Raw genomic sequence first — 20493 nt, 5'->3', positions numbered from 1 at the left:
TGTCATTGGGTTCCATTACTTACACTGAAACAAAACGGTCTCACCAATTAAGTTGGCGAGACCGTTTTTACTTTCTATTTATAAACACGAACGTATTTTGTATTGGCAGTAATATAACCACCGGCTACTCGATAACGTAAAGTACCATGTTTGGTAACGTTATTCTTCTGAGAATAATCATATCCGTAAACCTTTAATGTTCGATTCTTGGCGATCACCTGATTCTTCTTGGTGAAGTTGGCGTTGCTATATCGATTCAATGTCCGTTTTGTTTTAACTGATTTAACTTGCTTATGACGTCCCATGTTAACCAATTTCCGGTTAGCAGTAATATAGTCGCCATTGGTTAAAACATATCGAGTGGTGAGATTATGCGACACAATCCGTTTAACATGGAGAACAGTTCCCTGTCGATAGCTTCTGGCTTTTTTAGTCAAGTTAGCCTTGCGATAGGCATTCACACCCCGTGGATTAATCACGGTAACGGTTGAATGCTTAGTGGCATAGTAAACCGGACGAACATACTTCTGACTAGCAGTAATGTAACCCGTCTTACCATTCGTCTTAGACGTGTGATTAACGTCTCGAACTCGGTATCTCAAAGCCCCGTTAGCAGCCCGTTTATAGCCGGTAACAACAAACATTGGCCGATAAACTCTTGGCTTCTTGGTATACCAGGCACTTCGATTAGTAGCTGAGAACTTGGTTGACTTGTACAGGCTAATCTTGTTAATGGAATAAACTACAGTCCCTTTTGCAGCTACATAACTTGGCAAACTGGTATTACTTGAAGAACTGGACGATGAAGATGAAGTTGGCGTACTTGAACTAGTGCTGGAAGTTGAAGATGATGATGAACTTGAGCTACTCGACGTTGTCGGGGTACTTGGTGTAGCCGGAGTTGATGGCGTAGATGGTGCTTGGACTGTTAGCTTCAAATCTTGCTCTGCTGAACCATTGGCATAATGAATGGTATAAGTTCCAGCTTTCGTATTGAGACTGCTTAGGTCTTTCACAGGTTTATGTTTACTGTCAGTAGTGTCAGTAGCCGTGACCTTAATATCCTTAAAGGCCAGATTATCACCCTTAGCATCTGTCGCATTTTTAAAGGCGTCTTCCGGTTTCCAGGCTTGCCCGACAGTAATCGTATCGGTAGTGTACTTTAAATTCAAGGCACTTCTATCCGTAACCTTAATTATCAGTGTGCCCTTTAAGGCAGCTTTACCATCTTTGGGTTTATCGGTTGTAATCTCAACTGTATACTGGCCTTTCTTGGAACTTACTTGGTCAACAGGTACAGTCCCACTCGCGTCTTTAATACTATACTGATAGTTTAGTGGATTCCCGTCAGAATCTTTTGAATCAATATTGTCACGCAAGTCCGCATCTTTAAAGGACTTGTTTAGATAAAGTTCAATATTGGTTGTCTTTAGACTAGCAAGGTCTGATTTAATCGTTAATGTTAGTGTGCTGGTTTTGTCACCATTCTTATAAGTTAAATCATAAGTACCCGGGTTTAACTTAGCAACGGAATCTTGAGTGACTGCATTTCCATCTTTTTTGTCTGTGATGGTAACATTACTCTTATCGTCAGTACCATTCTTGGTTGCTGAGGTAATCGCACTCGTTGGATCCCATGTTTGACCTTGATATAAATCTTGACTTTTATTAGCGTCAAGTGTGTATTGATCGACTGGGGTTGTTTCTTGTTGCCAAACATAAGTTTCTGTTTCTGCCGGCCGTTTTTCAGCAAAAGTAGCATAATTACTGTACAAAGTCCCTTGAGGATTTGTGTCCGTTCCACCCTTGGATTGATCTACAGCTATCCAGCCAGGACCGGTTGCGTACTTGACGGGATTAGTACTTGGAATTGGTTGATTATAAGGTTGTCCAAATTGATACTCCTGATTTTTTAAAAAGTCATTAGTTACATTTTTCCCAAGTGTTAGACTCCATACATTTTTATCCACAAATAAAATATTGCTTTTTTCTGGTTCAACATTTTTTGTATTGAAATTTGCTAAATTTAATTTCTCTAAATCGGTACACTGACTCACCAAAAAATCAACATCAGTTACATTTGGGGTGTCAAAGCTTGAAAGGTCAAGATTTTTCAAGCTCTTATCAAATTCAAACATGCTGTTCATAGTTGTTACTTGCTTAGTGTCAAAACTAGAAACGTTTAAATTTACTAAATTACTGCAAGCGTAAAACATAGAATCCATTCTTTGAACATTTGATGTAATAAAATTAGATAAATTTAGTGAAGATAAGTCGTTGCACTCTTCAAACATGTATTTCATATCAGTAACATGAGAAGTATCAAAGCTCGATAAATTAAGATTCGTTAAAGTTCGACAGTTCGAAAACATAAGAGACATATCATTAACTTTTTGAGTTTTGAAATTAGACACATCTAGTGCTTGTAAGTCTCCGTCACCACCGAACATATATGACATAATTTTTGTATTTTCTGTATTTAATCTGTCTAAATGGTTTATTTTACTTATGGAACTCGGAGTTTCCCACTTAGGATCGTACAAACTAAACAAACCGGAAGAGTCTTCTGGCAAGTTAACTTTTCCAACTATATCAATTGACTTGCAAAGATCCAACCTGTCAAAGGGAGTTATGCCTCGCGTGTTAGAACCTGTTGTTGTTTTTGTGGGATCCCCAATTTGTAAGACGCCTGTAGTAATATTGAGTTTCCATGGACAATCACCCCAAAAGCCACTCTCAACATTTTCATCTGCGCTTACTTTTGGTGTCGTAGTCGTCTGATAATTATGTTTTACACTCGCATTTACATTGGTTGAATTTGTATATGTACTAATACTCAATGACAAAATTAATGTCGCATACAACCAAAACCTATTTTTTCTTAACATATAATCTCTCCCATAATCCCGATTAATCTAATTTTGCTCCTTCTTCTATGTTAGCATTCGAAGTGGAAACCAACCAAATAAATTATGAAAATATATGATGCGTTAATCAATTAAGAATCAATAAAAGAACTATTTTATCCAAGTACGTCTGAAGTTTTAAAGGCTACGAATATACCAGTAAAGCATCTTGAATATACCTGAAGAATTTAAGTGAAAATAGTTTGCAATCCACTATCAAACAAGAACATAAATTTTTGCTACATCTTTTTCCTCAATCCCTTTCAAAACACCGCTCCCGTGATATAAAATTAACCATAGCAGCCACATTCCAGAAAGGACTCAACAATTCCATGTCAAAAGTAATCACCTTTTACAGCGACAAACACAAAGTCGGAAAAACAACTTCTGTTTTCTTCATCAGCTATTGCTTAAACAAGATGGGCAAAAAAGTAACCGCAATTGATCTTGACAGGCAAGAAGCTTTGACAACCGCATTCAATTCTGTCGAGAATTATCAATCGAAAATCAAAAATATCACGCCAATGAAAATTGAAGCTGAGGAACCATTAATCAACTTTCTAAAGAATGACGATAAATCAGATGTTGTTCTCATTGATACAGGCAGCGACATGATCTTAAATAAGGTTGCTCTTGCAATAAGCGACGAAGTCATTATTCCAATTCTTGGGTTTGAAGGACTGCAAACGGTATCCCCAAAAAACATTTCTTTTACTGCTTCCAGAATCGCCGAAAGAGTGACGCCCAAAGCCTTGATCAGATTCCTGCCTATTGCTGCAACTGAATATCTCCCAGAAGAGCAGAAAAACATCAACACTTATCAACACCATCACAGAGAAATCAATATTAACTGTTACAAAGAAGCCATTCCAGACCTTTTTAACTTTTTGGCAGACAAACAATTTGCATCAGACGTTTTCCATTTAGCAATGACATCCGAATTCGGCATGAATCAATTCTATGAACGACTAACAAACGAGATATTGCAAGACAGTTAGCGACTTTAACCGCGCTTTCTCTTTCCATAAAAACGCCTTTCCGAACAACTAAATACATTTTTTATTAATAGCGTGCTTTCACATCAGTATGAAAGGCGCTTTTTTAAAAGAATTCATTTGTGCTTTCACTAAAGTGCCCTTATCCCTAAAGGAATCTTTTGCAATTTCCAAATCAGGTTGACCCTCATGACAATTTCGCTCAATAAGCCTAATTCAAAAACGCTCAATAAAATCGAGCCACCTATCTTAGAAACTAAAAAGCATCCCTATCAAAACAGCTTGAAAAATCCTTATTCCAAGTCATTCTAATAGAAATGCCTTTATAAACCATAAACACTTCTTCTAATGCCAATGAATCTTATCACTCAAAGCCCATCAACTCTTATCCCCAAAGAAATTTCATAATCGTCTCCTGAACCCGAGTATTCTTGGTCTCAAGATTAGCATGTTTTGCCAGTTGTCCCGAAAAGCCGCGAACTTTATAACTGGCCACTTGCTTTTTCAATATTGATCCCAATGATAGAGCTGATGGCACGCTAATGGTCCCATCTGAATCAGATCCATCATTGACTTGACCGAAAATATTGAGGATTTTAGCCTGCCGAGGGAAGCGATATCGATTTCGCATTAACACACGATATTCAGGATGCTTAATCTTGGGCTGACCATTAGCAAGCAATCGATTTTGTCCAGGATAATCGTCCCACAATCGACTCAGCTTGCCACTCAACGGTTGATCCCATTTGTGTCGATTCAGAATACCGTCAAACGGACCGGCTATTAATGCCAGCTTGTTCAGCCGAGGCAATTGATTTGAGTTACCATATTTTTCAGCTTGAAAGGTTAACGCATAGGCACCCATGGAATGGCCGATCGCATTATATTGAGTCATGTGATAATGTCGTTTCAACAGTATCAAAATCTTGTGCAGTGCGGCGGCTTCTTTATATTCACCAACGTAAGCATTGGGAAATTTAACCAGGATTTCCGGTGATTTTTTGGGATGGGCAGGTAAACGACCGTACATCTGGATTTGACCTGATGGCCCTACATAGACAACCAGTCCCTTTTGAGCATACCCTTCCCTAATGGCTTTTCTAGCCAACGGCATTTGGGAACGTAAGCCGGCTCCCCAACCATGCACAAACAAAACCGGTGTGGTTGAATGATTCACAGCCAACGTTGTTCGTTGACTCATCCGTTGTGAATGGCTTGGCGACCGAAAGAGAATACCGGCCACTACTAACACAACTACCGCACCAATGATCATGGTTGTGGTGATTAAAATTTTATTTCGCTTTGTCATCATTCATCCACCTCAAGCGCTAAGCTTACCAGTTTAGCTTAATTGATTATAGAACCATTCTAGTAGTTATCATCACTTTAAGGTGTTTCAATGCTCAAAATAAACCAAACATTTACAAATTTAAGGAAATCGAAACTTTACTGTTGGCTAACATTAATTGTAACCATCCTTTATTACCCTAAAAGCCTTTAAATAAGCCAAGTTTGTATTTTCTTTAACAATTGGAATCGAAAAAGATACTGTCTCTTCTATTGAGTGCTAGAATAAAAACCGAAAGCGGGTTCATAAAATATTGCTTCCAATTGCCGCTTCTAATTTGAAAGAAGGGAATATTATGGAAAATAGTAAAGGAGCAACTAACCGCTGGCTCATTATCTTCGGCACAATTTTGATTCAGGTTTCTGCCGGATCATTCTACGCTTGGTCAATCTTTAACAATGGTTTTATGATGAAATCAGGTGGTGTTGTTCAGGTCGTTAATGGTGTAAAGAAGATCGTCGGGGGCCTCCCTGCAGGATCTGTCAGCTTTACCTTTACGCTTGGCATGCTTTGCTTGTCATTGGCAACGTTGGCTGGAATTCCACTTGCTAAGAAGTATGGCATTAAAGTGGTTAGCCTTTGTGCATCCGTTATTTATGGCCTATCCATTTTAGGTTTAATGACGATTGGTAAAGGGTCGTCAATTTGGATGTTATGGCTGTTTGGTGGTGTTTTACTTGGTGCAATGAACGGTGTGCTTTATTTAACAACACTCACTAACGCAATCAAGTGGTTCCCAGAGAAAAAGGGATTAATTTCAGGAATCAGTGTTGCCAGTTATGGTCTTGGCTCATTTATTTTTAAATATATCGACATGGCTATTGCTGGTGGTAATGGTGCGATTACCGCCGACAACATTGGCAGAGTTCTTCTTTGGTGGGGCATTCTGGCATTAATTTTAGCAGTCGTCGGATCCTTCTTCTTGAAGGATGCACCGGATAATATGGCTATTCCGTCAAATGATGCTAACAAGCCTGCGGAAGTAGACAAAACGAACTTTACAACGTCTGAAATGTTACACACATCTCAAGCCTATATGATGTTCTTCTGCCTAACAACCGCTGTTATGTTTATGGGACTCTTGGGTGCCGCTGTTACCAACATGGCAGCTGCTTGGACACAAGCTCCGAATGAAGTTGCCGTTTGGGGTGGTACAAGTGCCGCTGCAACTTTTGTAGCGATTGTGGCACTTGCTAATACCATTGGTCGATTCTTCATGGGCTGGTTATCCGATATTACCGGACGAAAAACCGTGTTCTTCATCACTTATATCATTCAATTGCTTTCGCTGATTGCTTTGTTGATGACGAAACCCGGCTCAATGAGCATGGCGATGATGTACATTGTTGTTATCGCAATGGCCTTCTGCTTTGGTGGTAACATTACTGTATTTCCAACTTATGTCTCCGATTACTTTGGATTAAAAAATACGTCACGCAATTATTCAATGATCTACCAAGGATTCGGAATCGGTGCCATTATCATTGGCTTCTTAATGGCTTCCGGTAATCCACTGGATCCAAAGAAAGTCACGTTATCCAACGGGGCTGTTTTAACCCAAAACTTTACTTTAACCTACTGGGTACTTCTGGTTATGGTTGTTATTTCATTAGCAATTTTTGCATTTATTAAGAAGCCGGTTAAAAAGTAAGTTGTTGACTAAAAATCAAGCAAGAAAAAAGCTGGATTTTAGACAACAGTCTATCTAAACCACAAATAATAAAACGAGGATGCAGCAAATCAATGCCGCGTCCCCGTTTTATTTTACTATTCACTTAAAAACGACTATTCAAGACTTTTTAGTATCCGATCATTGGACTTTGAAGGTAATGCACCCGTTTCATAAGTGGCAATAGTAGTGGGGCTCCATCCCAAGAGAGTCGCAAAATCACGTTGATTAAGACCATACTTATGTCTTAATGCTTTAATTCGATCCGGACTGATAACATCATGCTTGACTCTATAGGCATCAAAGGCTTCATTGACAGCTTGATCATCCAACTTTTCGTCAAAAACTTGCTTATTGGTTTGACTATCAAATCTTGCCGAAGACCTAATCGCAATCTTCTCACCACGAATTGTATATACTTCATCAATCAGCTTTACATCCATTTTCTCCACAATAATCATCCCCTTTAATTAGTCATCCTATTCCTCCAGTCATTACTACACATATAATATTATTGCTACAAAATTGTAGCAACTTTTCAGTTCTGCCATTGCTTACTTTTAGCAATTACAGGATTCAATCCTGACATACTTCGAATTAACGGTAAGTATTCAAAATATGTGAACGATTGCTATCCTTAAAAAATTCACAATATCTGGATACGGCTATCAATAAATTCAGTCGTTGAACAATTTCAAAACGATGATTTAACCTCAAAATTCGACACTTTAATATTTTTAGCCTTAGATTTGCCTTACTCCAAGTGGCGACATATCATAAATGTAGGGAATAAATACGAGGAGAAATCTATATGAACACAACTTCTATAAAAGCAAAGTTGACATCAAAGAATCAGGTCACTATTCCAAAAACAATTCGGGAAATTCTTAATATCAGCTCACACGATACCATTGACTTTGAAGTATTACCAAATAAAGAAGTACGGATTAAAAATGCTAAACCTACTCTCTGGGAGACTTTGCATGAACAAGAAAAGATTTATGGCAATGTCAGTACTGATGAGATTGATTGGGGAAAAGACGTTGAATCGGAGGATTTTGATTAATGACAATAAAACAAGGAGACATTGTCTATGTTGACCTGGAACCCTCAAAAGGTAACAAAATGCGTAAAACACGCCCTTGGCTAGTCGTGAGTAACAACGATTACAATAGATACTTCAATACAACGCTCGTTCTTCCGATTAGTTCATCAAGTAAGTAATTGCAACAGGATAAATATGTAAAATCACCGATCTTTGTTTCTTTTAAGGAACAAGATGCTCACGAAACTATTCTATTGCAGCATGTCAGAGCCGTTGATTTAAAAAGACGTCAAGACAGTAAAGTAGTCGGACATTTATCACAAGAAATGATGAATGGTCTTTCGGACACTTTAAAGCAGTTTTTCTAATAACTTCAAGAAATCTTTAATCAACATGAAAGGTCACGCGTTCACTTGCACCACCATGACAATACCTGCCAATCGCTTATCACAGCGTATTAATTTTTTATGTGATCATCAATCACCAACCACTTAAAAAGATGTCCGTAAGTTCATGACAGCCGAACTTACGGACACTTTTGGGGATCATTGTTACTTATTTCTTCTTTTTCTTGTTCTTCCGCTTTTTTCGTTTCTTGTGCCACTCTTCTACCGACATCACGTCGCCCTTTTCTTCAACATTTTCCAATTCAGCCTGCATATAGTCTTTGGCCTCGTCAATGGGCATGTCTTCGGTAACCTTCATAAGAGACAAAATCTTTCTTTTTTCTGGAGAAAAGTTGGCTTCATTTGTCCCTAAGCGCGTTAATGTTGGTGCAACATCATCAATTGCACGCTTCACGGAATGACCGACCGTTTCCGGAATGAAATCAACCGTCACCGCATAATCCATAAACAGCTTCAAGGTCGGTCCAAGGTAATGAAACTCATCCGGATTGAGTAACGCATCCTTCACAAAAAAGCCTTTTAAAATATTTTGTGTTGCCTCAGCCGACCATTTAGACGGACTAAGTCGGTACTCTCCGTACATATGCGTTGCAAAATCGGCAATATCCGATACCGCATTATTTTCTATGTCAGGGGTAATCAATCCATAAATGGTTTTCAGCGCATTCGTTTTAACAAATGCTTCAGCCACATCAACTGTCTTGGAACGAATCTCGATAGCTTCATCTTTCTGATACGTTGGTAAATCAGGCTTGTCGTAATGATACAATTTTCGATTAATAGCTTCAATATCATCATCCGTTCCGGATACTGAAGGTTCGTCCAACGCCTCGTCATAAGCATCATCAACTTGATCATCCGTTAACTTGAGAATGCCTTCTCCAATTAACCACCCCAGAAAAATCCGGCTGACTGCCATATAGTTTGTCCAAAGATCTTCGAACATCTCATCTTTGGGAAGCGTTTGCTCGATCATCCCGATGGCTAACTGAATATCCTTAGCGTTGATTTGTGATAAGGGCTTGATTTTAGCATACATGAGGACCCTTAAAAAGGCTTCGAGATACTCATGCATATCATTTTTAAAGTCGTCCTCCATCGATACCGTTGTCATGAAATCTCCACCCGAAAGAAAATCATCCCAATAGGTTGCCATTAGTTGATCAACATATGCTTCAACTTGCTTTTTTTTCGCCATTTTTTCTCCTTGTCTACTGCCATCATCTTGCATTTAAGTAACATATTATTATACCAAATCAAGAAGATTGATCGAACACCAATTTGCAAAACTAACGAACGTTGCTTACTTGTTATGTTTCTCAATGTGCTGCTCCGTGGCATGAACAGCAAAAAAAGCCGTCCTGCCAAATGATTCCGTTGCAGGATGACTTCGAATTGTTTTCTGCTTATTTGACCACTACCTGTAAAGCGGTTCTCTCAGGTAGCAACCTCATCAGATCTACTCAACAATATGACTGGACTGTTGATAAATTGGTTCCCTGTTCAAAGCTCTTAGAATAGCTGCTTCTATGCTTAATGGACTATTAATATTACTGGTGGCAACCAATTTATCAAAATTTTTGGCATTTGTGATGGCTTTATTGGCTGTTTCATGGCTGACCGAGTGCAGCATGACAATCACAATATCGGCGTGTTTGACCGCGGTTAATAAGTCCGATTCAATACCCTTTCCGCTTGCTTCACCATCAAAGACGATCAGTTTTCCATGATGGGCTTTAATGACGTCATCTACTTCAGATCTGTGAGCAGAATACCCGGCCATGAGGACCGTCTTATTTTTTAAATCAAAGTCCAACTTCGGCTCAACAATCCTTGGTGTTTTATCGGATTGATCAACGTAGGCACTGTGTGGTTTAGGCGCCGTTTTCAATGGTTCATCCGTATCACTGCTTCGATAAACCCACGCAACCCGCGCCTCTGCCGGACCCCGGTCCCGATAATAGGCAATATCGATAATGTCACCATCTTGTACCTTGTTTCGGCTTGAATCCTTATAATTCAACCGAATAGTCACGGGCGCGTCATCGTGTAATAAAGGTGTACCATCATAGGCCTTTTTGGCAACCAGTCCCAGGTTCGGATCATCTTCAGCAATCACCGTTTTTCGAACAATGGGGTCCTCACCGGTTGAGGCCTGACGTGCCACTAATTCAATTTCCGGTTGATAAGAATGACTATACTTTAATTTGACGATATCCCCGTCTTTTAAATCCGTTTTCCTAATCACGGTTTCGGAGTAATGAATACCATTCACGACTGCCCCGATTAATTTTCTGTCAAATCGATAGGTTTTATCGTCGGCTGCCGTTTCTTCCGGTTTATCAACCACTTTGTCAATAGTATCCTTATCGGTTTTCTGGTTCTCATCTCCAGCAGGCTGTTGCTCTTTGTCTGATTGTGGCTTGTTAATTGCGTCGACAATTTTCTGAACACTTTTTTCACTATCACTATCGTCTTTATTTTCAACTGAACTTGCTAAATGCGCGTATTTACTTATGATGCCAATTGCATCCGTTATGAGCGGCATATTTTCTTTATCGGCGTATTGCAGTATTTTGGCAACATCCCGACAATAGTCCAGATAGGTTTTAGCTGCCATTATTTTCCCTCTTTTCAATCAATATGTACCATTTTTATTAATTACTGGCTATAATACAATATTTTATCTATTATATCACGAAAGAGCAGGCCCGATTAAGCCACCACTGCTTTCGACTTTTGTCTACAAGCACAAAAATAGGCCTCAGGTTTGCTATGCGTTTCAACCTGAGTGCCTATTGATCGGAAGGGATATTATGATTAAGGGTTAATGCCCACTTTTGTTTAAATCTAATGTTTTATCGCCTCAATTTAACTTATTAAATTGATCTAACTGTCGCAAACTTGAATCGGTTTTATAATTTAACTTTTGATAAATTTGCCGTGCGATCAATTTGATGTGTCGTGAAACTTTGGAACTTCTAAAACTGTCAATAATTGGTACTGAAACAGTCGTGCTACAAAAATCTCATTTTTAATAATCGGATCTGTGAATCTGTTATCTATGCGTCAATTTGATATCACATCAATTTAACAGCTTATCGGATTCATCGATCTACTACAAGCGACCCCTGTACAATTATCTATTCGATTACTCCACTGAGTATTAATAGTCGATCTTTAAATCCATGTCGCATGATTGGATCATTTTATATTCAAACACTTAATCACCTGAAATTAATTTTGTCATCCTCGCTTGTAATCATCCTAACCAATGTTACTGTTTAAAACTCATACTCACCAAGATTAATCATCCATCACTTCAAATTACAAACATTTGAAAATAAGGTTACTTTTCCAACAAATACTTGTTGGTGGAAGAACATTCAAAGTAGGTTTAAACCCTTGATGCTTCGAACTTCTCTTCCCTTCCTTGACTATATAATACCACATCCGTAAGCGTTTGCAAGAGTTAAAGCTCACACTTTAAATAAGTGCCTTATTCCTTGATATAACCGGTTCTTACACACCATCTTCAATATTAAAACACCCCTGAATTCGATTTACGGTACCGAACTCAGAGGTGTTTATTTGCCCTATCCTCGTTTACTTTAACTATTCACTCAAAAATCACTATCTAATAACCTTAACAAATTTCGAATTAGCGGTAATCCAACCACCGGCAACCCGATAACGCAAAGCACCATGTTTAGTGACGCTGTTCGCATATGAATAATCCCATCGGTAAACCCTCAAGCTTTGACCTTTCTTGAGAGACTTCTTTCGATTAGTCAGGTTAACATTGCGATAAAGGTTGATTGATCGCTTAATCGTTACTTTCTTTGGAAAGGCCTTTTTTGAGACATTGCCCATCATAACCAGCTTACGGTTACCGGTAATATAATGACCATTCGTCAAGATATATCGAGTCGTTAAGTTATGGTGAACAAACCGCTTAACGTGTAACCGTGTCCCTTGCTTAAAGTTTCGGACCTTCTTAGTCAGAGACGCTTTTCGATAGGCGTTCACACCACGGGGATTAATTACCGTCAGTGTTTGGTGCTTGGATTGATAATAAACCGGTCGCACATAAGTCCATCCAGCTGTGATGTAACCTTTCAAATGACGATTCTTGGTCAAGTGGTTAACATCCCGTACTCGATATCGAAGCTGACCGCTTGCTGATCGGGCATAGCCGGTGACGACAAACATTGGCCGGTAAACCCGTGGCTTGCTGACATACCAAGCCCGCCGATTCTTAGCTGAAAAGTTAGTGGTCCGATATAAGCCAATCTTCTTCAGGGCATAAACGGCTTCTCCCTTTTTAGCGACCAAACCAGGCTGTTCACTCGTACTACTGCTTGCAGCCGAAGATGAGGAAGCCGCACTACTTGAAGAACTCGCCGAACCGCTTGGCGTACCAGGTGTCGTTGGTGTACTTGGTGTAACTGGCGTACTTGGGGTCGTCGGTGTGGTTGGCGTTTCTTTATTCTTATATTGGTAAACCACCGAGATGTCCTTGCCTTTTTCAAAGATCCCGGAAGTTGAACCAACCGTTTTAACAAACGTATACCCCTTTTGCTTTAAATTATCTTGGGTCTTGGTCACATCACTATTTTTACTCAAATCATAACGATAACCACTCTGACCATTGAAGCTAATATCCGGCGCAATGGTTTGGCCATCGGTCGTTTGGAACTTTGCCGTTCCGTTAACTTTAACATTAGCCTGCTTGTCGTAGTAAAGTTTGATGACATTCTTGGTCAGATTCCGGTCAATTGTAATGGTTTGGTCCTTGGAACTGTCGGGAACGTAACCGGCAATTGGATAATCAGCAGCATTTGCCGTCAATTTGCTACCCAATTTTTGGTCTTTAATCACTTTTGGCGTCGCAATTGGTTGATCGGTCTTCTTATCATAGAACTGGATCGTCGCATTGACATATGGCTGCATGGCGTGAACCGTTGCCGCAGTTGATTCAAGAAGCGAATTATCTTTATCGCTTGTTCTGACAACAAACGTATTGACGGCTTGAGCATTTTTAGCTAACGGACTATTTTTATCAACGTTTGGGACAACCGATGGATAGGTAATGTTGATTTTATCTTTAAGCCCCAGCTTTGTACCAGTATTTGACTTAATTCGAATCATCCGAACCTTACTAAAGTCGGTTACCTTGCCAGCACTCACAAACTTGGCTTTATAATTATCAATCAACGTTTTACTTGGACTGTCGGTGGAATAGGAAGCGGTATAGCCATCCGGTACCTTGACCGCTCCGGTTAAGTGCAACGGAATATTGGATTTTCGAGAGACACCGTTTAATTTCCAATCACCATCGTAAGGCAAAACGTCAATAATATCCAAATAATCATACGTCCGCTCACCGTCATTATTTAATGTGACTTGATAGCTTAATGGATCACCGATGTACGCATTTGTACCGGTATCCGATACATAAGGGGGCTGATTGTCTGCCATGACTTTGTTGGTATTGACCAACTTTCGGTTAGGCAAATAAGTGAAATTACCGGCTTGCGAAACAACGCCTTTAGGATTATTGGTGTTTTGATATAGGCCATAGCTATCCGCAACACCAGCCGCGTTACTACCGATCACAAAATCGGTTTGACTGCCGGCCTTGCCGTTATTATTATCCAGGACAAGGAACGCTTCAACTGAATAAGCCCCGGACGTGAGCGATTCATCAGCCGTTAGTGGAACTTGATAATTAATACTACTCCCATCACTGTTATAATCACCGGCATTACTGATATCACCGATGATGGCTGTCTTACCCGAACCTGCATAATTGGGCTCTACCGTTAAATTCTTTAAATGACTAATATCCGATGTGTCATCCTTATCCAACGTCACTCCGTCCGGAACAAGGTAAACCATCTTGGCATTCTTCGGCGCAATGTTCATCGTCTCATTGGCTTGAACGTAAAATGAAAAGTTAGCCAACAGCGGCTTACCGCCCAACATTTGATCACTATTTTGACCGGTTAGGCTTAAGCCAGTATAACCGTAACCGCCAAGCTGAGGAATATTACGAGTTACAGAAACATTTCCATTGTCTGTTTTAGGATTATCGCTACCAAAGTCCGGTTCGGTTGTTTTTGAAAAATTGGATGATATATTATTTTGATACGACGTATAGGGATCACCACTGGCAACAAAATTATTTAATTCATCTTTTGTCAGAGCACCGGTAATTTGAGCCTGGAAACTATCAGCTTCATCGGTATCAAAGGTTACAGGTGATTTAAATGAAATTGTCAGATTCTTATAAACGCCGCCCTTAAGATCCAAAGGCTTACCATATTGAACTGTACCCAAATCAACCGATTGACCTTTATCATTCGTTGCTTTGACCGTGTTTTGATTTAATTCGGACTTAATGGCCGAACTTAGATCATCCGTGTCAACAAACGACAAACTTTTCTCCTGATAACCAAAATTAGGTGTTTCAGTCACACTGCTAAGTTGAGCAGAATTATTCCCGGTGTTTCCAGACGCATTTTTACCATCTGAAAGGTTTTGAAAATTAACAGGTGTCAAAGTTGTCTGCAATGGTGTAGTTCCGGCCTGAGAATAATCAACACTAGGACTATCGACATCTCCGGTAAACGTCGCATCAATTCGCGAATAAACATTAAAGTCATACGTCGGCACAGGCTGTGGCCCGGACAACAATATTGAACCGTCTCGTGTATCAACTACCCCATTTGGTCCACTAAGAACTGTTGTGGACGTTTCTGGTGTATCGACTTGATACCCCTTTGGTACGGTTACTGAAAAATTCGAAAATGTTGAATACTTCGAACCGGATAAATTTGTCGTGTCAATCGTCACTTTATTGGTTAACGTATTCTTACTCTTATCATATGTCCACCCATTAAGATCGGGAATGTCAGCATCAGATACACGAACATCCTTGGGCAGTTGGACAGTAACTGTATAATTACCGGGTTCGGTACGGTCATCATAATAAAATGAGGGGCTGCTCATTGCAAGTTGATAGGTTTCCTTCAACTTACCATCACTCCAATAAGTATCACTTAAAGAAGCAGAGCCATTAGCCGTACCGTTTATACTCGGATTATCCGTCACAGTTGATACCTTAAAGCTTTGATTGCTCAAGATTATTTTGCCATTCTGATCAAGAAAATCAGCTGGGATTGAATATGACCCCTTATTTTTAATTTGTCCCGGAACCAAGTTCACAATCAGTGAAATACCTAAATGAGACCCTGCCGGGATTGTGATGGGATATACGGTCAAAATATAGTTGTCTTTATCCTCAGTAATCTCCGGATCTTTTCTGAAGTCACCACCCGAAATCTCACTCTTACTGATTTCCTGAAAATACTTTTTACTAAAGTAAATTTTAGCAGCACCATTGGCATAGTCCGCTCCAGATCCTTGACTATCTATTTGAAGAATTAAGTTGATGCTGTCATCGGGATAAAATGGTCCACTACCGCTTCCTTGTGGATCAAACATTAAGCCACTTCCGGTTAAAACGGGATCGGACGATGTTTTCTGCTGAGAAGCCGCATTCTGATCAGGTTGAATGCTATTTTGTCCCGATACTTGAGGCTGCTTTGTAGGAGCATTAGGTGAAATCGGTGTTGTCGGTTTAGACGCCGTATCAATCTGCTGAGTGATTGGAACGGAAGAAAAATCTGATAAACTAACTGGACTGGCTAAAGCTCCGTTGCCCATAAAGAAAAACAATAATCCAAGTGAAAATAATTCAACTTTGCGTAATACTTTGTTAAAACAAGAATACGCCAATTATACTACCCCCTGTTCAGATACCCGATTAACAATAAACAAGATAAAAGACATTGATTCTCTAGTTAATCAATAATCAAACTTCTTTAAAATTCATCCCCTTCACTATGTAAAAGCTTTATCTATCAAATATAATTTTTAGCACTCGCCCTCTATATTAAAGTATGTTTTGTCCAACCCCTCCACTGACTATTATAAAACAAGAATGGTAGAACTTATATTCTATTTCAATATTTTTAATGTTCGAACACTACCTATCATTTATTAGTCCTTCTGCATAATTTAATTCAACAAGATCATCAGACCGGCAATCTTGAATAAAGAATATTCAAAAAGTTATTTACTTTTTGAAAGTGATCTGGCATATTGAATCTCATCGTTATGAAAGTAGTGACTTTAATAGTATTTAGTTAATGGAGAAAATAAAATAAAATGAAATTAATAGCCCAACTGTCAGCCGCAGGTAGACGTGCACACAAAGGTACGCTTGATATTGCAAAGTTAAAGTTAAACCACCTTGATAGTCGAAGAAAAGAGTACCAAATCAACTGGCGAGACGTTTATATGATTACCGAGCTGGAAAGCAAGAAATACAAGACCGCCATTTTTCTTAAAACCGAAAAAATCACTGGATATGAATTGACAACCACAACATTACTTCAAAGGCTAACAGCCGAATACGCTACCAACAATGACTATACGAGAGAAGAACTGGCTCACTTTATCGGCGTATTGGAATATATCCCCTGCCCATTTGGCGAATTAGGATTCATTGCACTCAAATCATCCAATAAATCAAAAAACGTCACTTGGATTTCAGCCGAATTGATTGATCATACCCAGCCGGCGGATCATGGAAAGGCAACGACTGTCTTCTTCAAGGGCTTTGATTCGCCCGTTATGATTCCAACAACAACATATTTTCTGGACCAGCGGCTACAAGCCATCAAAAATATTCACCGCTTACTTTCAATCATTAGAAATGAACATGATGACCGTTATCGACAAATCAAGCAAGGATTTAAGACTTTTGTGCTTTCGAACAAGCTGAAAAAGTTTGCAAATAAAAAAGGCGTCACAATCACTCATGAAGAAATTGTGGCTGCCTGTAAAGAAGAACTTGGATTTTATTATGAGCCGTCGTTAGGGTATCAAACGTTACTTGATTTTGAGAATCAATTTAATTAAAAACCCCAAGTTTAATCAATATTCCCTTCAAGAAGTATCAAAATGAATTTTTGCGGGGGGGTATGTACATAGCGCTATAAATAGTAGGTGGAATTCAAATTGAACAACGGTATTGTTAACATTTAAATCAATAGAATCACCACAGGTAAACGACTATAATACTAAGTACTAAACAATAGTTAGGAGGAATTTCACCAATGTTAAAGAAAATAGCGTTATCACTTGCTTTTGGAATCGTCCTTTTTACCAGCGGTGCAATTGCAGTCAACGCCAGCACCGATTTAGGTAACAATGAAAACATTCAATATGTCAAAGTTAAAAAGCCGACCTTTACCGGTCAATACACCAAGGTTAATGGTCAGAAAGGGCAAAGAATTATAACGCCTAAAGGAACAATTTTAAAAATCATGGGGATAAGCCCAGCTACGAACAGCCGGCGCAGTCAAGCCGTCTTTTCTCTAGGTCAGATCAGTTATGTCAAGCAGCAGCGAATTTATCAACCAAAGAATGGGGTTTATATTCGTAATTACAATACAACATACTTTAAACCTTATTCGCTCAAGTTACCCATTCGTGGTCAATTCCTACAGCTCGGAAAATATGCTAATGATGGCTCGGAACATTACAAGCCAATCTTTGTCGTAACAATGGACGGCTACCTACAGTATTACAGTCAATCACGGCTTAAACATTATCAGATTCAAAATAATATGAGCTATGGCAAGCAAGGAAGTGGCGGAGCGGCAGTTAATAGTCCATTGTTCACCATCAAGCCAACTCAATCGGTAAAAATTACCAAATTTCTAGTTAAAGGCAAGTACGACACACTTTACTATCGAACGCCAGTCAGAGGATTAGCTGACAAGAAAGTTACTAAGACTTATTACCGGCTAAAGATTAATCAGCTGGGAACAATTGGTAAGACCTGGCATTCTGGCGAAGACTTCTTCTCGGCCAGATGGACTAATTATAATGTTGGTGGACACCACTTCTTTTACCTAGGGGATGTTGAGAGCGGTGACTAATAAAAAAACTATCGTCAATTTATCAAGATTGGTAAACCCATTCGCAATTGAATAGTAAGCACTAATCAATTGCACATATTAAAATTTGCTTTTTTTATTTTTATACCCGCGAATCTTTGAATTTAATAAAAATTGGCTGCATCTAGAATATTATTCAATAAAAATGCATAAGATATATCACATTTGCGATACATCAAGCCTTTACTTCAAAAAAAATATTCAAAAAACTATTTACTTTCTGGCATTTATCTGATATATTCTTTTCTTATTGAATTTTAATCAAAGCAATAAGCACTTACTAATATGGAGGTTCGAAATGAATTTTTTAACTAGGCAGTATTTGACATCAACTGGAATGAAAGCACACCATGCTTCTCTAAATATCGCAAACTTAAAAACAAGCCACATTCAACACCATCAAAAAAGTCTTTCACCCTATTGGCCTGATGTCCTCATGCTGGTTAGCCTAGAAAGCTCCAAATTCAAAACAGCAATTATCACTAAACGTGATGGTATTATTCTAACAAACAGTTCTACTAATAGCTTGATTACAAATTTAGTTGAACGGCACTCATATGGAAGTCCTTATACCAAAGAACATTTCGCGAATTTTTCCGGTATTTGCGAGTACGTACCATACGCATTCGGTAATCTTTCACTGGCACCGTTAAAAGTGACCAATGGTACTCGTAATGCCTCGTGGATTCAAACAGGACTTATTGAATACCACACCTTTGATCATCACCAATCAAATGACACTATTATCTTTTTTAAAGATGTTAATCATCCGATTACGGTCCCCTACTCCCATGACTTCATCTCCAGAAGAATGGAAGATGTCGATAGAGTACATCAAGTTATTGCTGCAATGTATCAGCAATTTCTGAATGTCTATTGTCCAACCTATTCTAATTATGACGACACCGTTAGTCAGGCAAACAAGCGAATTGTCTTACCCTTCAAACAATTTGTGGCCATTCAGGAATATCAGAATATCTGTAAAACAACCGGCACACCGGTAACGGAAAGCGACGAGCGAAAATGGTGTCTGGAACACATTCATTATTATGATAAATCAAAAAAGAATTTGAAATTAGAATTCCCGCTTCGATATCACGTTAATGCTTATTAAAAAAACGATCTATCGAAGTGTTATTCTCAGCCTAATAATTGAGGAGACGCAACGATTCACTAGGAATTCTTGCACTTTCAATTAAGCAAACTCTTGAAACCAAAATATGCAAAAAACAACTATCAGTTTTTTTAATACAACTTCATTTAACTAAACGGAGGACATCATGAAGTTAAAAGCCCAATTATCAGCAACCGGTAAACGAATCCATCAAGACACACTCGACATCACAAAATTGAGATTAAATCATCTTGATAGTCGTCGAAAAAAATGCCGGATTAATTGGCAGGATGTTTATATGATAACGGAATTAAACAATAAGAACTATCGAACGGCCATTTTCTTCAGAACTGAAAAAATAACCGGTTACGAATTAACGACCAAGACATTGCTTCAAAAATTAACCGTTGAATATACCACCAATAATGACTATACCCGAGAAGAGTTAGCGCATTTCATCGGGGAGAAGGAATACATCCCCTGTCCTTTCGGTAAATTAGGGTTTATTGCTTTAAAGGCAACTCACAGATCAAAGAACGTCACCTGGATTTCGGCAGAGCACATTGATCATATCCAACCAACCCCTAATAATGACGCAACTTGTGTGTTCTTTAAAGGCATCGACTCATCTGTCAGAATTCCAACAACCAGTTATTTTCTGGAGAAACGCCTTTGTACAATCAAGAATATTCATTGGCTACTCAATATTCTAAGAACCGAAAACGATGACCGCTACCGTCAAATCAAGCAGGGATTCAAGACCTTCGTTTTTATAAACCGATTGAAAAAAGTTGCGGATCAATTCGGGATCATCATTACCGAAGAAGAAAAGATTGCAGCCTGCAAACAAGAACTTGGCTTTTACTATAAGCCCTCGCTGGGATACGATACTTTGCTTCAGGTAAGCCGGGAATTTGACTTGGATTAAGATTGATAATCGCTTCATCAAAATCTACCATTAGCCTTACGATTCAT

General features: G+C 38.9%; 13 protein-coding genes and 1 pseudogene. 8 read left to right on the top strand and 6 right to left on the bottom strand.

Annotation, left to right across the window (positions count from 1 at the left end; translation table 11 throughout):
• Positions 1-74 precede the first annotated feature (74 nt).
• The gene (locus GQR93_RS03525; protein WP_159298693.1) at positions 75-2888 is read right to left on the bottom strand and encodes a BspA family leucine-rich repeat surface protein; all 2814 of its coding nucleotides are present in this window, start codon (positions 2886-2888) and stop codon (positions 75-77) included.
• A 350-nt stretch (positions 2889-3238) separates the two neighbouring features.
• Here GQR93_RS03525 and GQR93_RS03520 point away from each other — a divergent pair, with 350 nt between their 5' ends.
• Positions 3239-3904 (top strand): AAA family ATPase, encoded by a 666-nt coding sequence (locus GQR93_RS03520; protein ID WP_003552320.1) that lies wholly within the window; start codon positions 3239-3241, stop codon positions 3902-3904.
• A gap of 382 nt (positions 3905-4286) precedes the next feature.
• On the opposite strand, the gene GQR93_RS03515 is transcribed toward GQR93_RS03520, so the two are convergent.
• Entirely contained in the window at positions 4287-5213 is a 927-nt protein-coding gene (locus GQR93_RS03515) for an alpha/beta hydrolase (protein WP_003552319.1), read from the bottom strand.
• A 331-nt stretch (positions 5214-5544) separates the two neighbouring features.
• On the opposite strand from GQR93_RS03515, the gene GQR93_RS03510 reads away from it, so the two are divergent.
• A complete protein-coding gene (locus tag GQR93_RS03510; RefSeq protein WP_225442047.1) occupies positions 5545-6900 on the top strand; it encodes an MFS transporter in 1356 nt (451 codons plus the stop codon).
• A 134-nt stretch (positions 6901-7034) separates the two neighbouring features.
• On the opposite strand, the gene GQR93_RS03505 is transcribed toward GQR93_RS03510, so the two are convergent.
• Entirely contained in the window at positions 7035-7361 is a 327-nt protein-coding gene (locus GQR93_RS03505) for a type II TA system antitoxin MqsA family protein (protein WP_147605510.1), read from the bottom strand.
• Between the two features lie 368 nt (positions 7362-7729).
• Here GQR93_RS03505 and GQR93_RS03500 point away from each other — a divergent pair, with 368 nt between their 5' ends.
• Together GQR93_RS03500 and GQR93_RS15655 are read left to right on the top strand one after the other, a co-directional pair.
• A complete protein-coding gene (locus GQR93_RS03500; RefSeq protein ID WP_003552309.1) occupies positions 7730-7984 on the top strand; it encodes an AbrB/MazE/SpoVT family DNA-binding domain-containing protein in 255 nt (84 codons plus the stop codon).
• Positions 7984-8331: pseudogene (locus tag GQR93_RS15655) on the top strand (type II toxin-antitoxin system PemK/MazF family toxin). The gene GQR93_RS03500 and the pseudogene GQR93_RS15655 overlap by 1 nt, the downstream one beginning before the upstream one ends.
• 187 nt (positions 8332-8518) lie before the next feature.
• Here the strand turns inward: GQR93_RS15655 and GQR93_RS03490 are convergent.
• The 3 genes from GQR93_RS03490 to GQR93_RS03480 all read right to left on the bottom strand — a co-directional run bounded on the left by GQR93_RS03490 (position 8519) and on the right by GQR93_RS03480 (position 16173).
• The gene (locus tag GQR93_RS03490) at positions 8519-9568 is read right to left on the bottom strand and encodes a hypothetical protein (protein ID WP_035444320.1); all 1050 of its coding nucleotides are present in this window, start codon (positions 9566-9568) and stop codon (positions 8519-8521) included.
• A 261-nt stretch (positions 9569-9829) separates the two neighbouring features.
• Complete coding sequence (locus GQR93_RS03485; protein WP_003552301.1) at positions 9830-10990, bottom strand: DUF2325 domain-containing protein; 1161 nt, start codon at positions 10988-10990, stop codon at positions 9830-9832.
• 1013 nt (positions 10991-12003) lie between these two features.
• Positions 12004-16173: a DUF5776 domain-containing protein gene (locus tag GQR93_RS03480; RefSeq protein ID WP_050757943.1), complete on the bottom strand. Its 4170-nt coding sequence runs from the start codon at positions 16171-16173 to the stop codon at positions 12004-12006.
• 432 nt (positions 16174-16605) lie between these two features.
• Here GQR93_RS03480 and GQR93_RS03475 point away from each other — a divergent pair, with 432 nt between their 5' ends.
• The 4 genes from GQR93_RS03475 to GQR93_RS03460 all read left to right on the top strand — a co-directional run bounded on the left by GQR93_RS03475 (position 16606) and on the right by GQR93_RS03460 (position 20446).
• Positions 16606-17361 (top strand): competence protein ComK, encoded by a 756-nt coding sequence (locus tag GQR93_RS03475; protein ID WP_003552297.1) that lies wholly within the window; start codon positions 16606-16608, stop codon positions 17359-17361.
• Between the two features lie 197 nt (positions 17362-17558).
• Entirely contained in the window at positions 17559-18386 is an 828-nt protein-coding gene (locus GQR93_RS03470) for a hypothetical protein (protein ID WP_003552296.1), read from the top strand.
• Positions 18387-18702: 316 nt separating this feature from the next.
• The gene (locus GQR93_RS03465; RefSeq protein WP_035444319.1) at positions 18703-19518 is read left to right on the top strand and encodes a hypothetical protein; all 816 of its coding nucleotides are present in this window, start codon (positions 18703-18705) and stop codon (positions 19516-19518) included.
• Positions 19519-19684: 166 nt separating this feature from the next.
• Positions 19685-20446 (top strand): hypothetical protein, encoded by a 762-nt coding sequence (locus GQR93_RS03460; RefSeq protein WP_003552292.1) that lies wholly within the window; start codon positions 19685-19687, stop codon positions 20444-20446.
• Positions 20447-20493: the final 47 nt, after the last annotated feature.

The sequence above is a fragment of the Lentilactobacillus hilgardii genome (assembly GCF_009832765.1).
GTDB lineage: Bacteria > Bacillota > Bacilli > Lactobacillales > Lactobacillaceae > Lentilactobacillus > Lentilactobacillus hilgardii.
The sequence above is the reverse complement of the archived record's forward strand: the minus strand, read 5'-3'. Positions and strand labels throughout refer to the sequence as shown.

What these genes read in the sequence shown, in the direction of transcription:
- GQR93_RS03475 (WP_003552297.1), top strand. Translation starts at nt 16,606, where the DNA reads ATGAAATTAATAGCCCAACTGTCAGCCGCAGGTAGACGTGCACACAAA.
- GQR93_RS03525 (WP_159298693.1), bottom strand. Translation starts at nt 2,888, where the DNA reads ATGTTAAGAAAAAATAGGTTTTGGTTGTATGCGACATTAATTTTGTCA.
- GQR93_RS03460 (WP_003552292.1), top strand. Translation starts at nt 19,685, where the DNA reads ATGAAGTTAAAAGCCCAATTATCAGCAACCGGTAAACGAATCCATCAA.
- GQR93_RS03485 (WP_003552301.1), bottom strand. Translation starts at nt 10,990, where the DNA reads ATGGCAGCTAAAACCTATCTGGACTATTGTCGGGATGTTGCCAAAATA.
- GQR93_RS03470 (WP_003552296.1), top strand. Translation starts at nt 17,559, where the DNA reads ATGTTAAAGAAAATAGCGTTATCACTTGCTTTTGGAATCGTCCTTTTT.
- GQR93_RS03490 (WP_035444320.1), bottom strand. Translation starts at nt 9,568, where the DNA reads ATGGCGAAAAAAAAGCAAGTTGAAGCATATGTTGATCAACTAATGGCA.
- GQR93_RS03500 (WP_003552309.1), top strand. Translation starts at nt 7,730, where the DNA reads ATGAACACAACTTCTATAAAAGCAAAGTTGACATCAAAGAATCAGGTC.
- GQR93_RS03505 (WP_147605510.1), bottom strand. Translation starts at nt 7,361, where the DNA reads ATGGATGTAAAGCTGATTGATGAAGTATATACAATTCGTGGTGAGAAG.
- GQR93_RS03520 (WP_003552320.1), top strand. Translation starts at nt 3,239, where the DNA reads ATGTCAAAAGTAATCACCTTTTACAGCGACAAACACAAAGTCGGAAAA.
- GQR93_RS03465 (WP_035444319.1), top strand. Translation starts at nt 18,703, where the DNA reads ATGAATTTTTTAACTAGGCAGTATTTGACATCAACTGGAATGAAAGCA.
- GQR93_RS03510 (WP_225442047.1), top strand. Translation starts at nt 5,545, where the DNA reads ATGGAAAATAGTAAAGGAGCAACTAACCGCTGGCTCATTATCTTCGGC.
- GQR93_RS03515 (WP_003552319.1), bottom strand. Translation starts at nt 5,213, where the DNA reads ATGATGACAAAGCGAAATAAAATTTTAATCACCACAACCATGATCATT.